At 73.1% G+C, this 17,905-nt stretch carries 15 protein-coding genes; 13 read left to right on the forward strand and 2 right to left on the reverse strand.

Annotated features, from left to right (window positions below):
• The first annotated feature begins 25 nt into the window (after positions 1-25).
• The 9 genes from ASG49_RS08865 to araA all read left to right on the forward strand — a co-directional run bounded on the left by ASG49_RS08865 (position 26) and on the right by araA (position 11,309).
• On the forward strand, positions 26-1,078 hold the full coding sequence (locus tag ASG49_RS08865) for an aldose epimerase family protein (RefSeq protein ID WP_056540423.1): 1,053 nt from the start codon (positions 26-28) through the stop codon (positions 1,076-1,078).
• 303 nt (positions 1,079-1,381) lie between these two features.
• Entirely contained in the window at positions 1,382-2,389 is a 1,008-nt protein-coding gene (locus ASG49_RS08870) for an ABC transporter substrate-binding protein (protein ID WP_056540426.1), read from the forward strand.
• A gap of 76 nt (positions 2,390-2,465) precedes the next feature.
• Positions 2,466-4,109, forward strand: a complete 1,644-nt coding sequence (locus ASG49_RS08875) for a sugar ABC transporter ATP-binding protein (protein ID WP_200936260.1) — start codon at positions 2,466-2,468, stop codon at positions 4,107-4,109.
• Entirely contained in the window at positions 4,102-5,151 is a 1,050-nt protein-coding gene (locus ASG49_RS08880) for an ABC transporter permease (protein WP_235561990.1), read from the forward strand. Before ASG49_RS08875 ends, ASG49_RS08880 begins: the two co-directional genes overlap by 8 nt.
• Positions 5,148-6,167, forward strand: coding sequence for a galactofuranose ABC transporter, permease protein YjfF (gene yjfF / locus ASG49_RS08885; RefSeq protein ID WP_082533964.1), 1,020 nt, complete (start codon positions 5,148-5,150; stop codon positions 6,165-6,167). Before ASG49_RS08880 ends, yjfF begins: the two co-directional genes overlap by 4 nt.
• Positions 6,164-7,270 carry a LacI family DNA-binding transcriptional regulator gene (locus ASG49_RS08890; protein WP_235561991.1) on the forward strand — a complete coding sequence of 369 codons (1,107 nt, stop codon included), beginning with the start codon at positions 6,164-6,166 and terminating at the stop codon, positions 7,268-7,270. Before yjfF ends, ASG49_RS08890 begins: the two co-directional genes overlap by 4 nt.
• Entirely contained in the window at positions 7,267-9,060 is a 1,794-nt protein-coding gene (araB, locus tag ASG49_RS08895) for a ribulokinase (RefSeq protein ID WP_082533965.1), read from the forward strand. Before ASG49_RS08890 ends, araB begins: the two co-directional genes overlap by 4 nt.
• Positions 9,057-9,737, forward strand: coding sequence for an L-ribulose-5-phosphate 4-epimerase (locus tag ASG49_RS08900; RefSeq protein WP_056540430.1), 681 nt, complete (start codon positions 9,057-9,059; stop codon positions 9,735-9,737). The genes araB and ASG49_RS08900 overlap by 4 nt, the downstream gene beginning before the upstream one ends.
• A gap of 72 nt (positions 9,738-9,809) precedes the next feature.
• Entirely contained in the window at positions 9,810-11,309 is a 1,500-nt protein-coding gene (gene araA, locus ASG49_RS08905) for an L-arabinose isomerase (RefSeq protein ID WP_056540433.1), read from the forward strand.
• An 80-nt stretch (positions 11,310-11,389) separates the two neighbouring features.
• Here araA and ASG49_RS08910 read toward each other — a convergent pair whose 3' ends face one another.
• Together ASG49_RS08910 and ASG49_RS08915 are read right to left on the reverse strand one after the other, a co-directional pair.
• Complete coding sequence (locus tag ASG49_RS08910) at positions 11,390-12,634, reverse strand: HNH endonuclease signature motif containing protein (RefSeq protein ID WP_056540437.1); 1,245 nt, start codon at positions 12,632-12,634, stop codon at positions 11,390-11,392.
• A gap of 65 nt (positions 12,635-12,699) precedes the next feature.
• Complete coding sequence (locus tag ASG49_RS08915; protein ID WP_056541205.1) at positions 12,700-13,137, reverse strand: VOC family protein; 438 nt, start codon at positions 13,135-13,137, stop codon at positions 12,700-12,702.
• 59 nt (positions 13,138-13,196) lie between these two features.
• Here ASG49_RS08915 and ASG49_RS08920 point away from each other — a divergent pair, with 59 nt between their 5' ends.
• The 4 genes from ASG49_RS08920 to ASG49_RS08935 all read left to right on the forward strand — a co-directional run bounded on the left by ASG49_RS08920 (position 13,197) and on the right by ASG49_RS08935 (position 17,860).
• Positions 13,197-13,493, forward strand: a complete 297-nt coding sequence (locus tag ASG49_RS08920) for a hypothetical protein (RefSeq protein ID WP_056540440.1) — start codon at positions 13,197-13,199, stop codon at positions 13,491-13,493.
• Between the two features lie 7 nt (positions 13,494-13,500).
• Entirely contained in the window at positions 13,501-15,192 is a 1,692-nt protein-coding gene (locus ASG49_RS08925; protein WP_056540443.1) for a hypothetical protein, read from the forward strand.
• Positions 15,189-15,875 (forward strand): hypothetical protein, encoded by a 687-nt coding sequence (locus ASG49_RS08930; protein WP_156384254.1) that lies wholly within the window; start codon positions 15,189-15,191, stop codon positions 15,873-15,875. The genes ASG49_RS08925 and ASG49_RS08930 overlap by 4 nt, the downstream gene beginning before the upstream one ends.
• A gap of 68 nt (positions 15,876-15,943) precedes the next feature.
• Positions 15,944-17,860, forward strand: a complete 1,917-nt coding sequence (locus ASG49_RS08935) for a KUP/HAK/KT family potassium transporter (RefSeq protein ID WP_156384255.1) — start codon at positions 15,944-15,946, stop codon at positions 17,858-17,860.
• The last annotated feature ends 45 nt before the right edge of the window (positions 17,861-17,905 follow it).

Consider the following 17,905-nt stretch of genomic DNA (forward strand, 5'->3'; position numbering starts at 1 on the left):
CGCCGCGCGCGACTAGCGTGCGCGCATGGCCGACTCGCGCGCGTTCCCCTTCGGCAGCTCGCCCCACGGCGAGGTCACCCGCCTCGTCGTCGGCAGCGCCCCCGGCCCGGTGCTGGAGCTGCTCGACCTCGGCGCCACGGTGCACCGGCTCTGGGTGACCGGCGGGGACGGCGTACGACGCGACGTGGTGCTGAGCCACCCCGACCCCGGGTCGCTGCTGGCCTCGACGTCCTACCTCGGCGGCACCATCGGCCGCTACGCCAACCGCATCGCCCACGGCCGCTTCGACGTCGACGGCCGGACCGTGCAGCTCGGCACCAACGACCGGGGCCACTCGCTGCACTCCGGCCCCGAGGGGTTCGACGTGCGGCTCTGGACCGTCGAGGAACAGGGTGAGGACCACGTGGAGCTCAGCCTGGTCAGCCCCGACGGCGACCAGGGCTTCCCCGGCGAGCTGCGCGTGCGCGCCCGGTTCACCGTCACCGCCGACGCGGTGGAGCTCGAGCTCGGCGCCACCACCGACGCCCCCACGCCGGTGTGCCTGACCAGCCACGCCTACCTCAACCTCGACGGCGAGGGGTCCGGCACCATCGACGGCCAGTGGCTGGCGGTCGCCGGAGCGGCGTACGTCGAGATCGACGCCACCGGCATCCCCGTGCCCGGCCCGCCCGCCCCTGTCGAGGGCACGCCCTTCGACCTGCGCGAGCCACGCCGGCTGGGGTCCGTCGTGCGGCTGGACCACCCGCAGCTGCGCGACGCCGGCGGCATCGACCACAACTACGTCCTCGACCCCGGCGAGGGCGTGCGACCCGTGGCGTGGCTGACCTCGCCCGCCACCCGCACCCGGCTGGTGCTGTCCTCGGACCAGCCCGGGCTGCAGGTCTACACCGGCAACGGCCTCGACGGCTCCGAGCCCTCCTCGGCCGGCGGCTGGCACCGCCAGGGCGACGGCCTCGCCCTGGAGCCCCAGGTCTTCCCCGACACCCCCCACCGCCCCGACTTCGGCGACGCCACCCTCCGCCCCGGCGAGACCTACCGCTCCACCCTCCGGTGGGCGTTCGAGTCGCTGGGGGAGTGAGCGGCGGGGCGCCGGCGCTGATCACCCGGACGTCCGGGTAATCCGTCGCTGGACGTCTGTTGCGAAGGCTGCCGAGTAGCCGAGAAGGACGTCCAGTCGCGTCGTACGCCGCCCGCCAGCCGCCGACCCGCCCGGTTTGTCCCGCTCTGGTTGTGAGCGCTCACAATTGAACCGGCAACCGTCACCGCGCAGGTCAGAAAGTCATGCGAAGGTGCTTGACGTCGGTTGATGTTAACGCTCACACTCGACGCAGTGACGTCAGTCACAGGAGCGACCTGGCTCCGAGACCGAGAGGACCTTGCAGTGCTGAAGAAGAGCTTGGTCGCCACCTGCGCGATCACCCTGGGCGCCGTCACGCTCACCGCCTGCGGCAGCTCCGAGTCGGGGGGCAGCGGCTCCGGCGGCTCCGGCGGCTCCGACGGCGGGCTGACGATGGGCTTCGCCCAGGTCGGCGCCGAGAGCGGCTGGCGCACCGCCAACACCAAGTCGATCCAGGACACCGCGAAGTCCGAGGGCGTCGACCTGAAGTTCTCCGACGCCCAGCAGAAGCAGGAGAACCAGATCAAGGCGATCCGCTCCTACATCCAGCAGAAGGTCGACGTCATCGCCTTCAGCCCGGTCGTGGAGACCGGCTGGGACACGGTGCTGCTCGAGGCCAAGCGCGCCAAGATCCCGGTGATCCTCACCGACCGCTCGGTCGACTCCAAGGACGACTCCCTCTACGAGACCTTCCTCGGCTCCGACTTCGTCCAGGAGGGCGAGAAGGCCGGCGACTGGCTGGTCGAGAACGCCGGCGAGTCCGACGTCGACGGTGACGGCAGCATCAAGGTCGTGGAGCTCGAGGGCACCACCGGCGCCGCGCCGGCGATCGACCGCAAGGAGGGCTTCGGCTCGAAGATCGCCGCCGACGACTCCATCGAGGTCGTGGCCTCGCAGACCGGTGACTTCACCCGCGACGGCGGCAAGAAGGTGATGGAGACCTTCCTGAAGTCCGAGAAGGGCATCGACGTCGTCTACGCCCACAACGACGACATGGGCCTGGGCGCCATCGAGGCCATCAAGGCCGCCGGTATGAAGCCCGGCACCGACATCAAGATCATCACCGTCGACGCGGTCAAGGACGGCATGACCGCCCTGTCGAAGGGCGAGATCAACTTCATCGTCGAGTGCAACCCGCTGCTCGGCCCCCAGCTGATGGACCTCGCCAAGAAGGTCGTCGACGGCGAGGAGGTCCCCAAGCGCGTCGTCACCGAGGAGACCACCTTCGACCAGGAGCAGGCCGCCGAGGTCCTCGACCAGCGCCAGTACTGATCCACCCGGCCGGGACCCGGCTCCCCCTCGGAGCCGGGTCCCGCGCCCGTCGTGCAGCAGCCGCGAGAGGAACCCGATGAGCCAGACCCAGACCCCCGCCGCCGTGGGCAGCGGCACCCCCGCCCCGGCGCGCGAGGTCGCGCCCGTGGCGGGCCGTCCCGCCGCGGCTCCCGTGGTGGAGATGCAAGGCATCAGCATCGCCTTCGGCGGCGTGCCCGCCCTCGACGACGTGGCGCTGCGCCTCTACCCCGGCGAGGTCCACGCCCTGATGGGCGAGAACGGCGCCGGCAAGTCGACGCTGATCAAGGCGCTGACCGGGGTGTACGCCGTGGACGCCGGCACCATCGTCGTCGACGGCCGCGAGGAGTCGTTCACCTCCCCGGCGGCCTCCCAGGCCGCGGGCATCAGCACCGTCTACCAAGAGGTCAACCTCTGCACCAACCTGACCGTGGCCGAGAACATGCTGCTCGGCCGCGAGCCCCGTCGCTTCGGCGGCATCCACACCAGGGCGATGAACCGCCGCGCCCGCGCCACGCTCGACCGCCTGGGCCTCGACATCGACCCGGCCTCGGTGCTCGGCCGCCACCCGATCGCGGTGCAGCAGCTGGTCGCCATCGCCCGCGCCGTCGACGTCGAGGCCCGTGTCCTCATCCTCGACGAGCCCACCTCCAGCCTCGACGCCGACGAGGTGGCCCGGCTGTTCACGGTGATGCGCACGCTGCGCGACCAGGGCACCGCGATCGTCTTCGTCTCCCACTTCCTCGACCAGGTCTTCGAGATCAGCGACCGGCTCACGGTGCTGCGCAACGGCCGCCTCGTCGGCGAGCGGATGGTCGCCGAGACCAGCCAGCTCGAGCTGGTGAAGCTGATGCTGGGCCGCGAGCTGGCCACGCTCGAGGAGCTCGACCGCGAGGTCGCCGAGACCGACCTCGTCGACCGCACCGCCACCCCCGTGCTCCAGGTGCTCGGCCTGGGCCGCAAGGGCTCGCTGCAGGCCACCGACCTGTCGGTCTACGAGGGCGAGGTGGTCGGCGTGGCCGGCCTGCTCGGCTCGGGCCGCACCGAGCTGGCCCGGCTGCTCTTCGGCGCCGACACCGCCGACACCGGCGAGATCGAGGTGCACGGCACCAGCCGCCGCTTCCGCTCGCCACGGCACGCCATCGACCGCCGGCTCGCGTTCAGCAGCGAGAACCGCCGCGCCGAGGGCGTCATCGAGGACCTCTCGGTCGCCGACAACATGCTGCTCGCGATGCAGGCCTCCCGGGGCTGGCTGCGACCCATCCCGGCCGCGCAGCGCCAGGCCCTGGTCTCCAAGTACGTCGAGGCGCTCGACATCCGCCCGGCGAACCCCGACGCCACCATGCGCAACCTCTCGGGAGGAAACCAGCAGAAGGTGCTGCTCGCCCGCTGGCTGCTCACCGAGCCCGAGCTGCTCGTGCTCGACGAGCCCACCCGCGGCATCGACGTCGGCGCCAAGGCACAGATCCAGCAGCTCGTCGCCGACCTCGCCCGCCGCGGCATGGCCGTGGTCTTCATCTCCGCCGAGCTCGAGGAGGTGCTGCGCCTCTCCGACCGGCTGGTGGTGATGCGCGAGCGCCGCAAGATCGACGAGCGGCTCAACGACGACGTCTCCGTGAGCGACGTGCTCGAGCTCATCGCCGGCCAGGAGCGTCCGACCGACCAGGAGCGTCCGACCCCCCAGGAGGCCCCCCGTGGCTGAGACCCCCGCCCGTCTGGCGCTGCTCCGGCGCCACCCGCTGCTGTGGCCCGTCGTCGCCCTGGTCGCGCTGCTCGCGATCAACGTGGTCGCCAACCCCGGCTTCCTGTCGCTGCGGATGCAGGACGGCCACCTCTACGGCAACCTCGTCGACATCGCCCGCAACGGCGCCCCGGTGCTGCTCGTGGCCCTCGGCATGACGCTGGTCATCGCCACCCGCGGCATCGACCTCTCCGTCGGCGCCGTCGCCGCGATCTCCGGCGCGGTCGCCTGCGTCTACATCGCCGGCGCCCCCGACGGCGGCAGCGTCGGCACCGCGATCGTGGCCTGCTCGCTCGCCCTGGCGACCTGCGTCGCGCTGGGCCTGTGGAACGGCTTCCTCGTGTCGGTCCTGGGCATCCAGCCGATCATCGCCACGCTGGTGCTGATGACCGCCGGCCGCGGCCTGGCCATGCTCGTCACCGACGGCCAGATCACCACCGTCAACAACAGCACCTTCGCGGGCCTCGGCGTCGGCTTCGTCGCCACGCTGCCGATCGCGATCCTGGTCGCCCTGGGCGTCTTCGCGCTCACCGCGCTCGTGGTGCGGCGTACGGCGCTCGGGATGCTCATCGAGGCGGTCGGCATCAACCCCGAGGCCAGCCGGCTCGCCGGGGTCCGCGCCCGCACCATCATCTGGACGGTCTACGTCTTCGCCGCCCTGTGCGCCGGCCTGGCCGGGCTGATGATCGCCGGCAACACCAGCGCCGCCGACGCCAACAACGCCGGCCTGTGGATCGAGCTCGACGCGATCCTGGCCGTCGTCATCGGCGGCACCTCGCTCGCCGGCGGCCGGTTCTCGCTGGCCGGCACGCTCGTGGGTGCGCTGTTCATCCAGACCCTCGCCACCACGATCCCCAACCTGGGGATCCCGGCGCAGACCAACTACCTGTTCAAGGCCGTCGTGGTGATCCTCGTCTGCCTGCTGCAGTCGCCGCGCGTCCGGCACGCCCTGCGCGTACGCCGCCGCACCCTCCCCATGACCGCGAAGGCAGGTGTGGCATGAGCGCCGCGACCACCACCCCCTCCGGCACGACCGGACCCACCACCTGGGAGCGCCTGCGCGGCTGGTCCCCGCCCTCGCAGTACCTCCCCGTGATCGCCACCGCGGTCGTCTTCGTCAGCCTCTTCGGCGCCGGCGGGGTCCGCTACGAGGGCTTCGCCACCCCCGAGGTGGCCCTCAACCTGCTGGTCGACAACGCCTTCCTGATCGTGCTCGCGGTCGGGATGACCTTCGTCATCCTCACCGGCGGCATCGACCTCTCGGTCGGCTCCGTGGTGGCGCTGTCGACCATGATCGCCGCGCGCACCCTCGAGGCGGGCTGGGCGCCCGGTCTGGCCGTCGCCGCAGTGCTACTCACCGGCACCGTGCTCGGGCTGCTGATGGGCCTGGTCATCCACTACTTCGACATCCAGCCCTTCATCGCGACGCTCGCCGGCATGTTCCTGGCCCGCGGGCTGTGCTACCTGATCGGCGTCGAGTCGATCCCGATCCGCGACGAGACCTTCTTCTCCGTCGCCGCCGCGTCGGTGCCGCTGCCGGGCGGCTACAGCACCACCCCGACCGCGCTGGTGGCGCTCGGCACGGTCGTCGTCGCCGCCTGGGTGCTGCACCGCACCCGGTTCGGGCGCACGGTCTACGCCATCGGCGGCAGCCAGTCGTCGGCGCTGCTGATGGGTCTGCGGGTCGCCTCCACCAAGGTCGGCGTCTACGCCATCAGCGGCTTCTGCGCCTCGCTCGCCGGGCTGCTGTTCTCGCTCTACATGCTCTCGGGCTACAGCCTCCACGCCGTCGGCATGGAGCTGGACGCGATCGCCGCGGTGGTCATCGGCGGCACCCTGCTCACCGGCGGCCGCGGCCTGGTGGTGGGCTCGTTGCTCGGCGTGCTGGTGCTCGGGACCATCCAGACCTTCATCTCCTTCGACGGCACGCTGAGCTCGTGGTGGACCAAGATCACCATCGGCGTGCTGCTGCTCCTCTTCGTCGTCGTCCAGCGCCTCATCACCAGGCGCCAGCCGTGACCGGCACCGTCCCGGCCCCCGGACCGGGGGTCGCAGCCGCCCCGCGCCCGGAGCCGGAGCGGTCGCCGGTGATGGCCGACGTCGCCCGCCTGGCCGGCGTCTCGCTGCAGACCGTCTCGCGCGTCGTCAACGGCGCCCCCCACCTGCGGCCCGCGACGCGCGCCCGGGTCGAGGAGGCCATCCGACAGCTGGGCTACCGGCCCAACGTCGCTGCCCGCGCCCTGGTCACGCGGCGCTCGGCCACCCTCGGGGTGATCGGCACCAAGAGCGAGTTCTGGGGACCCGCGGCCATCCACCGCTCGGTGCAGACCGCCGCCCGCGAGGCGGGCTACTTCGTCAGCGCCATCGACCTGCCCGAGGTGACCCGTCGCGACGTCACCGAGGCGGTCGAGCGGCTGCGCGACCAGCGGGTCGAGGGCATCGTGCTGATCGCCGCCAACGACGAGGCGCTCGAGGCGGTCCGGGCCCAGGAGACCGGCGCGCTGCCGGTCGTGGTCGTCGAGGGCGACCTGTCCCGGGCCCGGCTCACCGCCGGCGTCGACAACCACCTCGGTGCCGTGCTCGCCACCGAGCACCTGCTGGGGCTCGGACACACCCGGATCCAGCACGTCGCCGGGCCCGCCGAGTGGACCGAGGCGCGCGAGCGGCTCGCCGGCTGGCGCACCGCCCTCGGTGTCGGCGGGCTGCGTCCGCCCGACCCGCTGGTCGGCGACTGGAGCGCGGCGAGCGGCCACGCGGCCGGCGTACGCCTTGCGGGGATGCGCGACGTCACGGCCGTCTTCGTCGCCAACGACCACATGGCCATCGGCCTGCTCCGCGCCCTCCACGAGGCCGGCGTGCGGGTGCCCGAGGACGTCAGCGTCGTCGGCTTCGACGACCTGCCGGAGTCGGCGTACCTCATCCCGCCGCTCACCACCGTCCACCAGGACTTCCCCGCCATCGGCCGCCGCGCCATCGAGGTGCTGCAGAGCGCCGTCGAGGACGGCCGCGCGCCCGGCTCCCACCAGCTCGACGACCGGGTCGGCAAGCTCCTCCGCCCCACGCTCGTCGTACGCCGCTCCACCGGCGCGCCCCGCCGCACCCCCGTCGAGAGGACCCCATGAGCACCGCACCGCACGCCTCCGAGGCCGCTCCGCAGGACACCTACGTCGTCGGCGTCGACTACGGCACCCTCTCGGGCCGGGCCCTGGTGGTGCGGGTCGGCGACGGCGCCGAGCTGGGCAGCGCCGTCACGGCGTACCCCCACGCGGTGCTCGAGCAGACGCTGCCCTCGGGCCGGCCGCTCCCGCCCGACTGGGCGCTGCAGGTGCCCGAGGACTACCGGCACGTGCTGCGGACCGCCGTCCCGGCCGCGCTCGCCGAGGCCGGTGTCGACCCTGCCCGGGTCGTGGGCATCGCCACCGACTTCACCGCCTGCACGATGGTCCCGACGCTGGCCGACGGCACCCCGCTCTCGGAGGTGCCCGGGCTGGAGGACCGGCCCCACGCCTACGTCAAGCTGTGGAAGCACCACGCCGCCCAGCCGCAGGCCGACCGCATCAATCGGCTCGCCGAGGAGCGCGGCGAGGCCTGGCTGCCGCGCTACGGCGGGCTGATCTCCTCGGAGTGGGAGTTCGCCAAGGGCCTGCAGCTGTTCGAGGAGGACCGCGAGCTCTACGACCGCACCGAGCACTGGGTCGAGGCCGCCGACTGGATCGTGTGGCAGCTGTGCGGCACCTACGTCCGCAACGCCTGCACCGCGGGCTACAAGGGCATCTACCAGGACGGCACCTACCCGACCCCGGACTTCCTGGGCGCCCTGGCCCCGGGGTTCGAGGCCTTCGTCGCCGACAAGGTCGAGCACCCGATCGGCGAGCTGGGCACGCGCGCCGGCGGACTCACCGCCGAGGCGGCCGCCTGGACCGGGCTGCCCGAGGGCATCGCCGTCGCGGTCGGCAACGTCGACGCCCACGTCACCGCCCCGGCCGCCCAGGCCACCGAGCCCGGCCAGATGGTCGCGATCATGGGCACCTCGACGTGCCACGTCATGAGCTCCGACGTGCTCCGGGAGGTGCCCGGCATGTGCGGGGTCGTCGACGGCGGCATCGTCGCCGGCCGCTACGGCTACGAGGCGGGCCAGAGCGGGGTCGGCGACATCTTCGGGTGGTTCGTCGAGAACAGCGTGCCGGCGTCGTACGCCGAGGCGGCGCGCGCGGCGGGCGAGTCGGTCCACGAGCTGCTGACCCGGCTGGCCTCGGCCCAGCAGGTGGGCGAGCACGGACTGGTGGCGCTCGACTGGCACAGCGGCAACCGCTCGGTGCTGGTCGACCACGAGCTGTCGGGCACGGTCGTCGGCCTGACGCTCGGCACCCGGCCTGAGGACGTCTACCGCGCCCTGCTCGAGGCCACGGCCTTCGGCACCCGCGTCATCGTGGAGACCTTCCGCGATGCCGGGGTGCCCGTCGAGGAGCTCGTCATCGCGGGCGGGCTGTCCAAGAACCACCTCCTGATGCAGGTCTACGCGGACGTGCTGCGGTTGCCGCTCTCGCTCATCGGCTCGGCGCAGGGCCCGGCGCTGGGCTCGGCCATCCACGCCGCCGTCGCCGCCGGCGCCTACGACGACGTCACGGCGGCCGCCGCCCGGATGGGCCGGGTGCAGCGCGACGCCTTCGTGCCCGACGAGGCCGCCGCCCGGCGCTACGACCGGCTGTTCGCGGAGTACGTCGCCCTGCACGACCACTTCGGCCGCGACTCCGGCGCCATGCGCCGGCTGCGTGCCCTGCGCCGCGAGGCGCGCTCCGTCGACCTGGGAGCGACGGAGCCGCCGAGCGGCGCCCCCACCGCGCCACCCACCGCGCCATCCACCGCGTCGTCCGCCGGCGCGACCGACCGGCTGGAAGGGGCTCACGCGTGACCGCCGTGTCCGACGTCCGCACCACCATCGGCGCCCTGCGCCGCGAGGTGTGCGCCCTGCACGCCGAGCTGACCCGCTACCGGCTGGTGGTGTGGACGGCCGGCAACGTCTCCGCGCGCGTGCCCGGCCAGGACCTGCTGGTGATCAAGCCCAGCGGGGTCTCGTACGACGACCTGACGCCGGAGAACATGGTGGTCTGCGACCTCGAGGGCCGCGTCGTCGACGGCGAGCACGCCCCGTCCTCCGACACCGAGGCGCAGGCCTACGTCTACCGCCACCTGCCGCACGTCGGCGGCGTGGTCCACACCCACTCGACCTACGCCACGGCGTGGGCCGCCCGCGCCGAGCCGGTGCCGTGCGTGCTGACCATGGGCGCCGACGAGTTCGGCGGCGAGATCCCCGTCGGCCCGTTCGCCGTCATCGGCGACGACTCGATCGGTCGCGGCATCGTCGAGACGCTCCGCGACAGCCGGTCGCCGGCGGTGCTGATGCAGAACCACGGCGTCTTCTCGATCGGCAAGGACGCCCGGGCGGCCGTCAAGGCCGCCGTGATGTGCGAGGACGTCGCCCGCACCGTGCACGTCGCCCGCCAGCTCGGCCAGCCGGTGCCGATCGCCCAGGACCGGGTCGACCAGCTCTTCGACCGCTACCAGAACGTCTACGGCCAGCCCGGCTGACCTGCGAGCCCCCGTGATCCACCCCGTGATCCATCCCGCTCCCCACCCCCTCCCCGAGAACGAGGCACCCGCATGACGCGTCCGACCCCCCAGATCTGGTTCCTCACCGGGAGCCAGGCGCTCTACGGTCCCGAGACGCTCGACCAGGTCGCGAGCCAGTCGCAGCAGATCGTCGGCCGCCTCGCCGCCGACGGCCTGCCCGCCGAGGTGGTCTGGAAGCCGGTGCTGCTCGACGCCGTGTCGATCCACCGCCAGATGCTGGAGGCCAACGCCTCCGACGACTGCGTCGGCGTCGTGGTGTGGATGCACACCTTCTCCCCGGCCAAGATGTGGATCGCCGGGCTCGACGCGCTGGCCAAACCGCTGCTGCACCTGCACACCCAGGCCGGCGTCGCGCTGCCGTGGTCGACCATCGACATGGACTTCATGAACCTCAACCAGGCCGCCCACGGCGACCGCGAGTTCGGCTACATGCAGTCGCGCCTCGGCGTCCCCCGCAAGACGGTCGCCGGCCACGTCGAGTCGCCGTCGGTGCGCCACCGGATCGAGTGCTGGGTGCGGGCCGCCCTGGGCCGCCACGAGCTCCGCGGTCTGCGCCTCGCGCGCTTCGGCGACAACATGCGCGACGTCGCCGTCACCGAGGGCGACAAGGTCGAGGCGCAGCACCGCTTCGGCGTCTCGGTCAACACCTACGGCGTCACCGAGCTGGTCGAGGTCGTCGACGACGTTGCGGACGACGAGGTCGACAAGCTGGTCGTGGAGTACGCCGACACCTACCGCGTCGCCCCCGAGCTGCTCGCCGGCGGCGACCGCCACGAGTCGCTGCGCTACGGCGCCCGCATCGAGCTGGGCCTGCGGGCCTTCCTGACCGACGGCGGCTTCGGCGCCTTCACCACCAACTTCGAGGACCTCGGCGGACTGCGGCAGCTGCCCGGCCTGGCGGTGCAGCGGCTCATGGCCGACGGCTACGGCTTCGGCGGCGAGGGCGACTGGAAGACCTCGGTGCTGCTGCGCGGCGCCAAGACGATGGCCGCGGGGATGCCCGGCGGCACGTCCTTCATGGAGGACTACACCTACCACCTGGTCGAGGGCGAGCAGAAGATCCTCGGCGCCCACATGCTCGAGGTCTGCCCGTCGCTGACCGCCGACACCCCCTCGCTCGAGATCCACCCGCTGTCCATCGGCGGTCGCGAGGACCCGGTGCGGCTGCGCTTCACCGCCGACCCGGGCCCCGGCGTCGTCGTCGGCATCTCCGACCTGGGCGACCGCTTCCGGCTGACCCTCAACGAGATCGACGTGGTCGAGCCCGACGAGGCGCTGCCCCACCTGCCCGTCGCCTGCGCCGTGTGGGAGCCGCACCCCTCGCTCGCCACCTCGGCCGAGTCGTGGCTCACCGCCGGCGGCCCGCACCACACCGTGCTCTCCACCGCGCTGGACACCGAGATCCTCGACGACTTCGCCGAGATGACCCGCACCGAGCTGGTCGTCATCGACGAGCACACCACCACGCGGTCCTTCCGTGACGGGCTGCGCTGGAACGCGGCCTACCACCGGCTCGCCCGGGGACTCTGAGACCGGGGGCCCGGGGCTCTCGGTCCTCCGACCCGCGCGCGTCCGGCTCGCCGAGCGCGCGGGCGCGACGGGGCCGCGGCTCATCGCCGACCGACCAACGCGAACACCACCGACCCGTCGGGTCGCCACGAGTGGCGGAACCGGTGGTCGTGGATGCGGCGGTGGTGCCAGTGGCACAACGGCACCGCGTCGGCCAGGTCGGTGGTGCCGCCGGTCGACCACGCGGTGCGGTGGTGGAGCTCGCACCAGGCGGTGGGTCGGTCGCACCCGTCCGCTGCGCAGTGCCGGTGGACGGCGGCGACGGCGGTGCGCTGGGTGTCGTTGAACAGCCGGGACGACCGACCCAGGTCGAGGACCCGGGAGGCGCCACCGAGGGTCTTGCCCCACACCGCCGGCAGGAGGTGGGCGTTGCAGGCCAGGCGTCGGGCCTGGCCGGCCGAGATCGGCTGGTCGGTGTCGAGGCCGGCGGTGCGCAGTGCTCCGCGGAGGAGCGTGACGTCCATGGTGACGACGACCTGGGCGCTGGTGGTGCCGGTGAGGTGCTCGGTGGGCAGGTGCTCGAGGAGGGTGGCGAGGGCGATGCCGCGGGCGTGCTCGGGGCTGGTGTGCTCGGTCCCGCGCACCCGTCGGGGTGCCGCCAGGGCCTCGACGGCCTTCTTCAGCATCGCCGCCTGCAGGTGCGGAAGCGTGAAGCGGCCGGTGACCGTGCCGTCGCCGTTGTCGTGGAAGGAGAGTGCGGTCGCGGCGTACGCCCGGTCCTCCTCGGCGGCCACCTGGGCGTCCTCCTCGGCATCGACCGCCTGCTGGTCGGGCTCGACCTCGGCGAGCACCCGGCGGGCGTGGCGCCGCAGCTGGTCGGGGGAGTAGCGCTGGGCGTCGACGACCAGGCGTCGCTCGCAGGCGGCTCGCTGGTCCGTAGTGAGCCGGCCGGGCAGCGTGGCCAGCGCGGCGGTGATGACGGCGGCGTGGGCGGTGGAGACGTCCCCCGCCTCGAGGGCGCGGGCGGTGTCGCCGTGGGGCTCAGCACCGAGCGCGACGGCGAGCCGCGTCTCGCGGGCGGCGTCGACGGTCGACGTGCGGGACTCGCGTGCCGCCCACGCGGCGGTCGTGGGGAGCCCGCGTGCGGCGGCGGTCTGCTGCGCCTCTGCCGCGCCGAGCACCTTGAGCCGCACCGCGGCCAGCCGTCGTTGGGCCCGCTCCACGCCCTGCAGTGCCGTGGTCGGGTCGGTCACGGGCGAGGTGATGGCCAGCAGCCGGTCGAGGCAGTCCTCGAGCCGCGCCAGCTCCTCGAGCACGGGCTCGGACAGGGTGGTCGCGGTGGTCATGTGATCACTTTATTCGAACACCTGTACGAACACCAGACCTGCTCCCGATATGTGGATCGACGACCTCAGCCGATCCGCTCGGCCAGCGAGACGATCACTCCCTCCGGTCCACGCACGTAGGCCATCAACCACACGTCCTCGTGCTGGCCGATGCCCCCGACGAGGCCGTAGCCCTCGCCCGCGAGGCGGCCGACGGTGGCGTGCAGGTCCTCGACCTCGAAGCAGACGTTGCGCAGCCCGGTGCGGGTCGCCATCGCCCCCGGGTCGTCGGGCTGGTGGTCGGGCCGCTCGAAGGTGGACAGCTCGAGCGCCGTGCCCCCGCCGGGCGGGCGCAGCATGGCGATCTCGGTGCGCGCGTCGGGGATGCCGATGACGGTGTCGAGGAACTCCCCCTCCACGGACATCCGCCCCTCGAGCTCCAGCCCGAGGCCGGTGAAGAACGCGATCGCGCGGTCGAGGTCGGCGACGGCCACGCCGACGTGGTCGAACCGGATGGTGGTCATGGCCGCCATGATCCACCGACGGGGTGACCTGGGGCGATGTGTCTGAGACCCTTCTCGACATGTCGGACATCTACGTGCCGCCCGGGCGGCTGCGCGCGTTCGCGGGGGAGTGTCGCGAGGCCGCCGACGCGCTGGGTCGGATCGACGGCGGGTCGATCGGCAGCGGCGTACGCGGTGACCTGCCGTCGACGCGCACCGCCGAGGCCGTGTCGACCGCCGGCCCCGACGTCGAGGGCGCGATGGAGGTGCTGGCGCAGCGGCTGCAGGAGATGGCCGACGTCGCGGACGGCACCCAGGACGACTACGAGGCCACCGAGGACGACATCGTCACGGGCTTCGGGGCGATGAGCCGGTGAGCGCGCGATGACCCACACCCTGTCGTCCGTACGCCGCTGGCGCCCCGCCGGTCTCACGGCCGCCGCCGACGCCGTCGGCGAGCGGACGGAGGAGCTCAGCGTCCAGCTGCGTCGCCACGAGCGGAGCCTGGAGGAGCTGGTCGTGGAGTGGGAGGGCCGGGCCGCGCGGGCGGCGGAGGCCCGGGTGCGCACCGAGCTGGCCTTCGGGCGCCGGCTGCGGGCCCGCCTCGAGGACGTCGAGCAGGCGATCCGCGACGGCGTACCCCGGCTGCAGTCGGCCCGCAGCACCCTCCTGGGGAAGGTCGACGCAGCGGTGGCCGACGGGTTCGCGGTCGCCGACGACTGGATGGTGACCGACTCCCGCACCGTGCCCGCGGACGAGGTCGACGCCCGCCAGGCCGAGCTCGACGCCCACGCCGAGGCCATCAGCGACGCGCTGGGCACGCTGTCGACCGAGGACGCGCAGGTGGCGCACGCGATCGACTCCGCCCTGGACGAGCTGCGCGCGACCAGCGCCGACGTGGACGCCGGGCTGGAGTACTCCCCGCCCACGAGCACCACCGGGATGAGCCAGCAGCAGGTGACCGCGCTGCTCGCGTCGCGCGACTTCCAGCGGTGGATGGCCGCCCATCCCGACGCCGCCAAGGAGCTGCTCGACCAGGCCGTGGACGCCGGGACGCTGTCGGCCCAGGGCAAGCCCTACCGCGACTTCCTGGAGGGCTACTGGCAGGACGAGGCGCTGGAGGCGGCCGGCATCGACGGCGGCGCCTGGGACCCCGCGGCGGGCGCCTCGGCCAACAGCGGCACCATCACCTCGGTCTACGACTACTACGGCCAGCTGTTCCTCGACCACCCCGACCTGCAGTGGGCGGGCATGGCCAACCTGATCGGCCCGAGCTTCGCCGCCGGGTTCTACGACCTCGACATGATCCGCGACCTCGCGCAGGGGGTGGACGGTGCGATCCCCTCGATCCCCAACGCGCCCGGCGACTGGGACGACGACGCCCGCGAGATGCTGGAGACGCTGCGCGACCTGCCCGACTCCGAGGTGCAGTACTACGAGCAGACGCTGCTGTCGATGCAGAAGGAGATCTTCCTCGACCAGGCCTCGATGCACGAGGCCTACCTGCTCGGCGGCACCGACGAGACCGACCGGATGCAGGCCGCCGGCCTGATGGACGGACGCACCGGCACGGCGTGGCACGACATCGCCAGCGGTGACCCCACCCGGGTCGAGCAGGGCAACGAGGCGCTGCTCCAGCGCGAGCAGTTCGACATCATCGCCGACGACTACGACCGGATGCGCGATCGTCCCGGCACCGGTGAGGCGATGACCTGGATGACGACCCTCGTCGGGGCGCCGTCGATCCCCGGCGCGCAGGGGTACGCCGACGTCTTCCCCGAGGTCATCGACCTCAAGACCCCCGGCCAGGTCGGTCCGTTCCACGTGCCGCAGGCCGACCTCGGCGACGTGGTCACCCCGTTGCCGGACGGCAACATCGCCGACCGCTACGACCGGTGGGACCTGATCACCCAGGACACGCTCCCGGCCTACCAGGAGCTGCTGCACGACGACCCCGACCGGTTGCGCGAGCTGGTGGGGAGCGACTTCGACGGCCGCGTCGACGACTACCGCCTGATCGGTCGTACGCCGGGCATCCTCTCCGACCTCGCCACCGACTGGCAGTACCGCCGATGAGCCCCCGTCCCGCCCGGCGCCGCGTCGTGGCCGCCGGCCTGGTCCTGGCCGTGGCCGTGGCCGCTGCCCTGGGCGGCTGCTCGACCAGCGAGGACCCCGACCCCGACCGCAGAGACGAGGCCACCGTGAGCAACTCCCCGCTCGACCGCGAGGGCGTGCAGCAGATCGAGGAGTCGGGCAGCGCCCGCTTCGACCTCCGCGACCTCACCCTGACCAGGTCGGACGTCGGTCTGCCCGAGAACCGGATGGGACCGATCGTCGGACGACCCGGCGGCCGCGAGATCGACCTGGTGCTGCGCGCCCCGGAGGGCGAGGAGCGCGTCGCGACCTCGACCTTCTCGGCCACCTTCTTCAGCAGCGCCGACACCGCCGACGCCGTCACGTGGTTCGAGTCCTACGACACCGAGGCCGACGGCCTGGCCGCCCTCGACGAGGCGGTCGAGCGGTGGGGGCTGCCGCGCGAGGCGGTCGCCACCTGGCGCGAGGCCCTCACCGGCGACGGCGAGCAGGAGGTCAGCCTCACGCCGGGCGTCTCGCCCAGCGGCTTCGTCACCCAGGTGACGGCGCGGGGCGAGAAGGGCGCCGGGCAGACCCACCAGTGGACGGTGCTGCTCGACCCGCGCTACTACGAGGACGGCGCGCTGGAGCGGATCCGCGAGACCGGGAAGCTGCCGACGGGCTGAGGCGCGGGCTGTCCAGAACCAGGTCGTACGCCGCCGCGCGAGACGCTGCGAGTCCTACTGTGGCGAGCATGAGCTCCACGACCGGGCGAGCCGGTGGGCCGATGCTGGTCCTGGGGGCACTCGGGGTCGTCTTCGGCGACATCGGGACCAGCCCGCTCTACGCGTTCACCACGGTGCTCGCCGACGGCTCGAAGGGGCCGGCGCGGCTGACGCCGGAGCTGGTCTACGGGATGACCTCGACGGTGATCTGGTCGATGACGCTGGTGGTCTCGCTGCTCTACGTCCGGCTGCTGCTGCGTGCCGACAACGACGGCGAGGGCGGCTTGCTGGCGCTGCTGGCCCTGCTCCGTCGTACGTCGGGCCGGGGGAGCCGGCTCGCCGTGCTCAGCGTCGTCGCCGCGACCGGCGCCGCGATGTTCCTCGGCGACAGCGTGATCACCCCCGCCATCTCGGTGCTGTCCGCGGCGGAGGGGCTCGAGGTCAGCGACCCCGGCCTGGCGGCGTACGTCGTCCCGATGGCGCTCGTCGTCTTGGCCGCGCTGTTCCTCGTGCAGCAGCTCGGCTCGGGCAGCATCGGCCGTTTCTTCGGGCCGGTGATGGTGCTGTGGTTCGCCTCGCTGACCGTGCTCGGCGCGATCTCGATCGCCCACCACCCGGCGGTGCTGCAGGCGCTGAGCCCCCACTGGATCGTGCTCTTCGTGGCGTCCGAGCCGCTCACCGCGTTCCTCTCGCTGGGCGCCGTGGTGCTGGCCTTCACCGGCGCCGAGGCGCTCTACGCCGACCTCGGCCACTTCGGCCGCCTCGCCATCGCCCGGGCCTGGACCTTCGTGGTCCTCCCCGCGCTCGTGGTCGCCTACCTCGGTCAGGCCGCGGCCGTCGCGGCGGACCCGTCGGCGGCCGCCAACCCGTTCTACGCGATCGTGCCGGGCTGGCTGACGCTGCCGATGGTCGTGCTGGCCACCCTGGCCACGATCATCGCCTCCCAGGCGGTCATCTCCGGGGCGTTCACCGTGGTGCAGCAGGCCTCGCGGCTGGGGCTGCTGCCGACCGTGCACGTGCGGCACACCTCCGAGGAGCAGGCGGGCCGGATCTACGTGCCGGTGGTCAACTGGCTGATCGCGGCAGCCGTGCTCGCGCTGGTGGTGCTGTTCGGCAGCTCGGCCGCGCTGGCCTCGGCGTACGGACTCGCGGTGACGCTGACCGTCACGGTCACCTCCACGATGTACCTCGCGCTGCGCACGCGGCAGGCCCGCGCGTCCGGCGGCGGCTGGCGGGCGAGCCGGGTGGCGGCGGGCCTGGTGCTCGCGCTCGTGCTGGTGTTCCTGGCCGCCAACGTGCCCAAGGTCGCGAGCGGCGGCTGGCTGCCGCTGGGCATCGGCGTCGTGCTCGTCCTGGTGATGACGACCTGGTCGCGGGGGCGGCGCACCATCGACGAGCGCCGCCGGTCGGAGGCCAAGCCGCTGCGCGACCTGCTGGCCGAGCTGTCCGCGCCGGGCTGCGAGGTCGCCCGGGTGCCGGGCGCGGCGGTGTTCTTCAGCCGCGACCCCGAGGTGACGCCGGTGGCGCTGAGCACGATGGCCGAGCAGGTGCACACCCTGCACCGCGTCGTGCTGCTGCTCACCGTCGCGACGGTCGACCGGCCGCGGGTCCCGGCCGAGGACCGGCTCGAGCTGGACCACCTCGGCGACGGGCACGACGGGGTGTGTGCGGCTACGGCCACCTTCGGGTACGCCGACCGCGTCGACCTCCCCCGGCTGCTGACCGACGCGGTGGCGCTGGCCGACGGCGAGCTCGACGGCCTCGACCCCGACACCACGATGTTCTTCGTCTCCGACCCGGTCGTGGTCTTCGACCGCCGGGCGTCGATGCCGCGGTGGCGACAGCGGGTCTACCTCGCGATCGACCGGGTGACCCCCGACGCGGTCGACCTCTTCCGGCTGCCCTCGGAGCGCACCGTGGTGATCGGGCGCCAGGTCTCGCTCTGAGGTCGGCGTCCTGTAGGAACGTCGGGGACGCCGGGACCGGCGCCG

The organism is Marmoricola sp. Leaf446 (assembly GCF_001424755.1).
Lineage (GTDB): Bacteria > Actinomycetota > Actinomycetes > Propionibacteriales > Nocardioidaceae > Marmoricola.

Excerpts from the sequence above, each read along its gene's own strand:
- ASG49_RS08865 (WP_056540423.1), top strand. The coding sequence starts at position 26 with ATGGCCGACTCGCGCGCGTTCCCCTTCGGCAGCTCGCCCCACGGCGAG.
- ASG49_RS08875 (WP_200936260.1), top strand. The coding sequence starts at position 2,466 with ATGAGCCAGACCCAGACCCCCGCCGCCGTGGGCAGCGGCACCCCCGCC.
- yjfF (WP_082533964.1), top strand. The coding sequence starts at position 5,148 with ATGAGCGCCGCGACCACCACCCCCTCCGGCACGACCGGACCCACCACC.
- araB (WP_082533965.1), top strand. The coding sequence starts at position 7,267 with ATGAGCACCGCACCGCACGCCTCCGAGGCCGCTCCGCAGGACACCTAC.
- araA (WP_056540433.1), top strand. The coding sequence starts at position 9,810 with ATGACGCGTCCGACCCCCCAGATCTGGTTCCTCACCGGGAGCCAGGCG.
- ASG49_RS08910 (WP_056540437.1), bottom strand. The coding sequence starts at position 12,634 with ATGACCACCGCGACCACCCTGTCCGAGCCCGTGCTCGAGGAGCTGGCG.
- ASG49_RS08915 (WP_056541205.1), bottom strand. The coding sequence starts at position 13,137 with ATGACCACCATCCGGTTCGACCACGTCGGCGTGGCCGTCGCCGACCTC.
- ASG49_RS08920 (WP_056540440.1), top strand. The coding sequence starts at position 13,197 with ATGTCGGACATCTACGTGCCGCCCGGGCGGCTGCGCGCGTTCGCGGGG.
- ASG49_RS08925 (WP_056540443.1), top strand. The coding sequence starts at position 13,501 with ATGACCCACACCCTGTCGTCCGTACGCCGCTGGCGCCCCGCCGGTCTC.
- ASG49_RS08930 (WP_156384254.1), top strand. The coding sequence starts at position 15,189 with ATGAGCCCCCGTCCCGCCCGGCGCCGCGTCGTGGCCGCCGGCCTGGTC.
- ASG49_RS08935 (WP_156384255.1), top strand. The coding sequence starts at position 15,944 with ATGAGCTCCACGACCGGGCGAGCCGGTGGGCCGATGCTGGTCCTGGGG.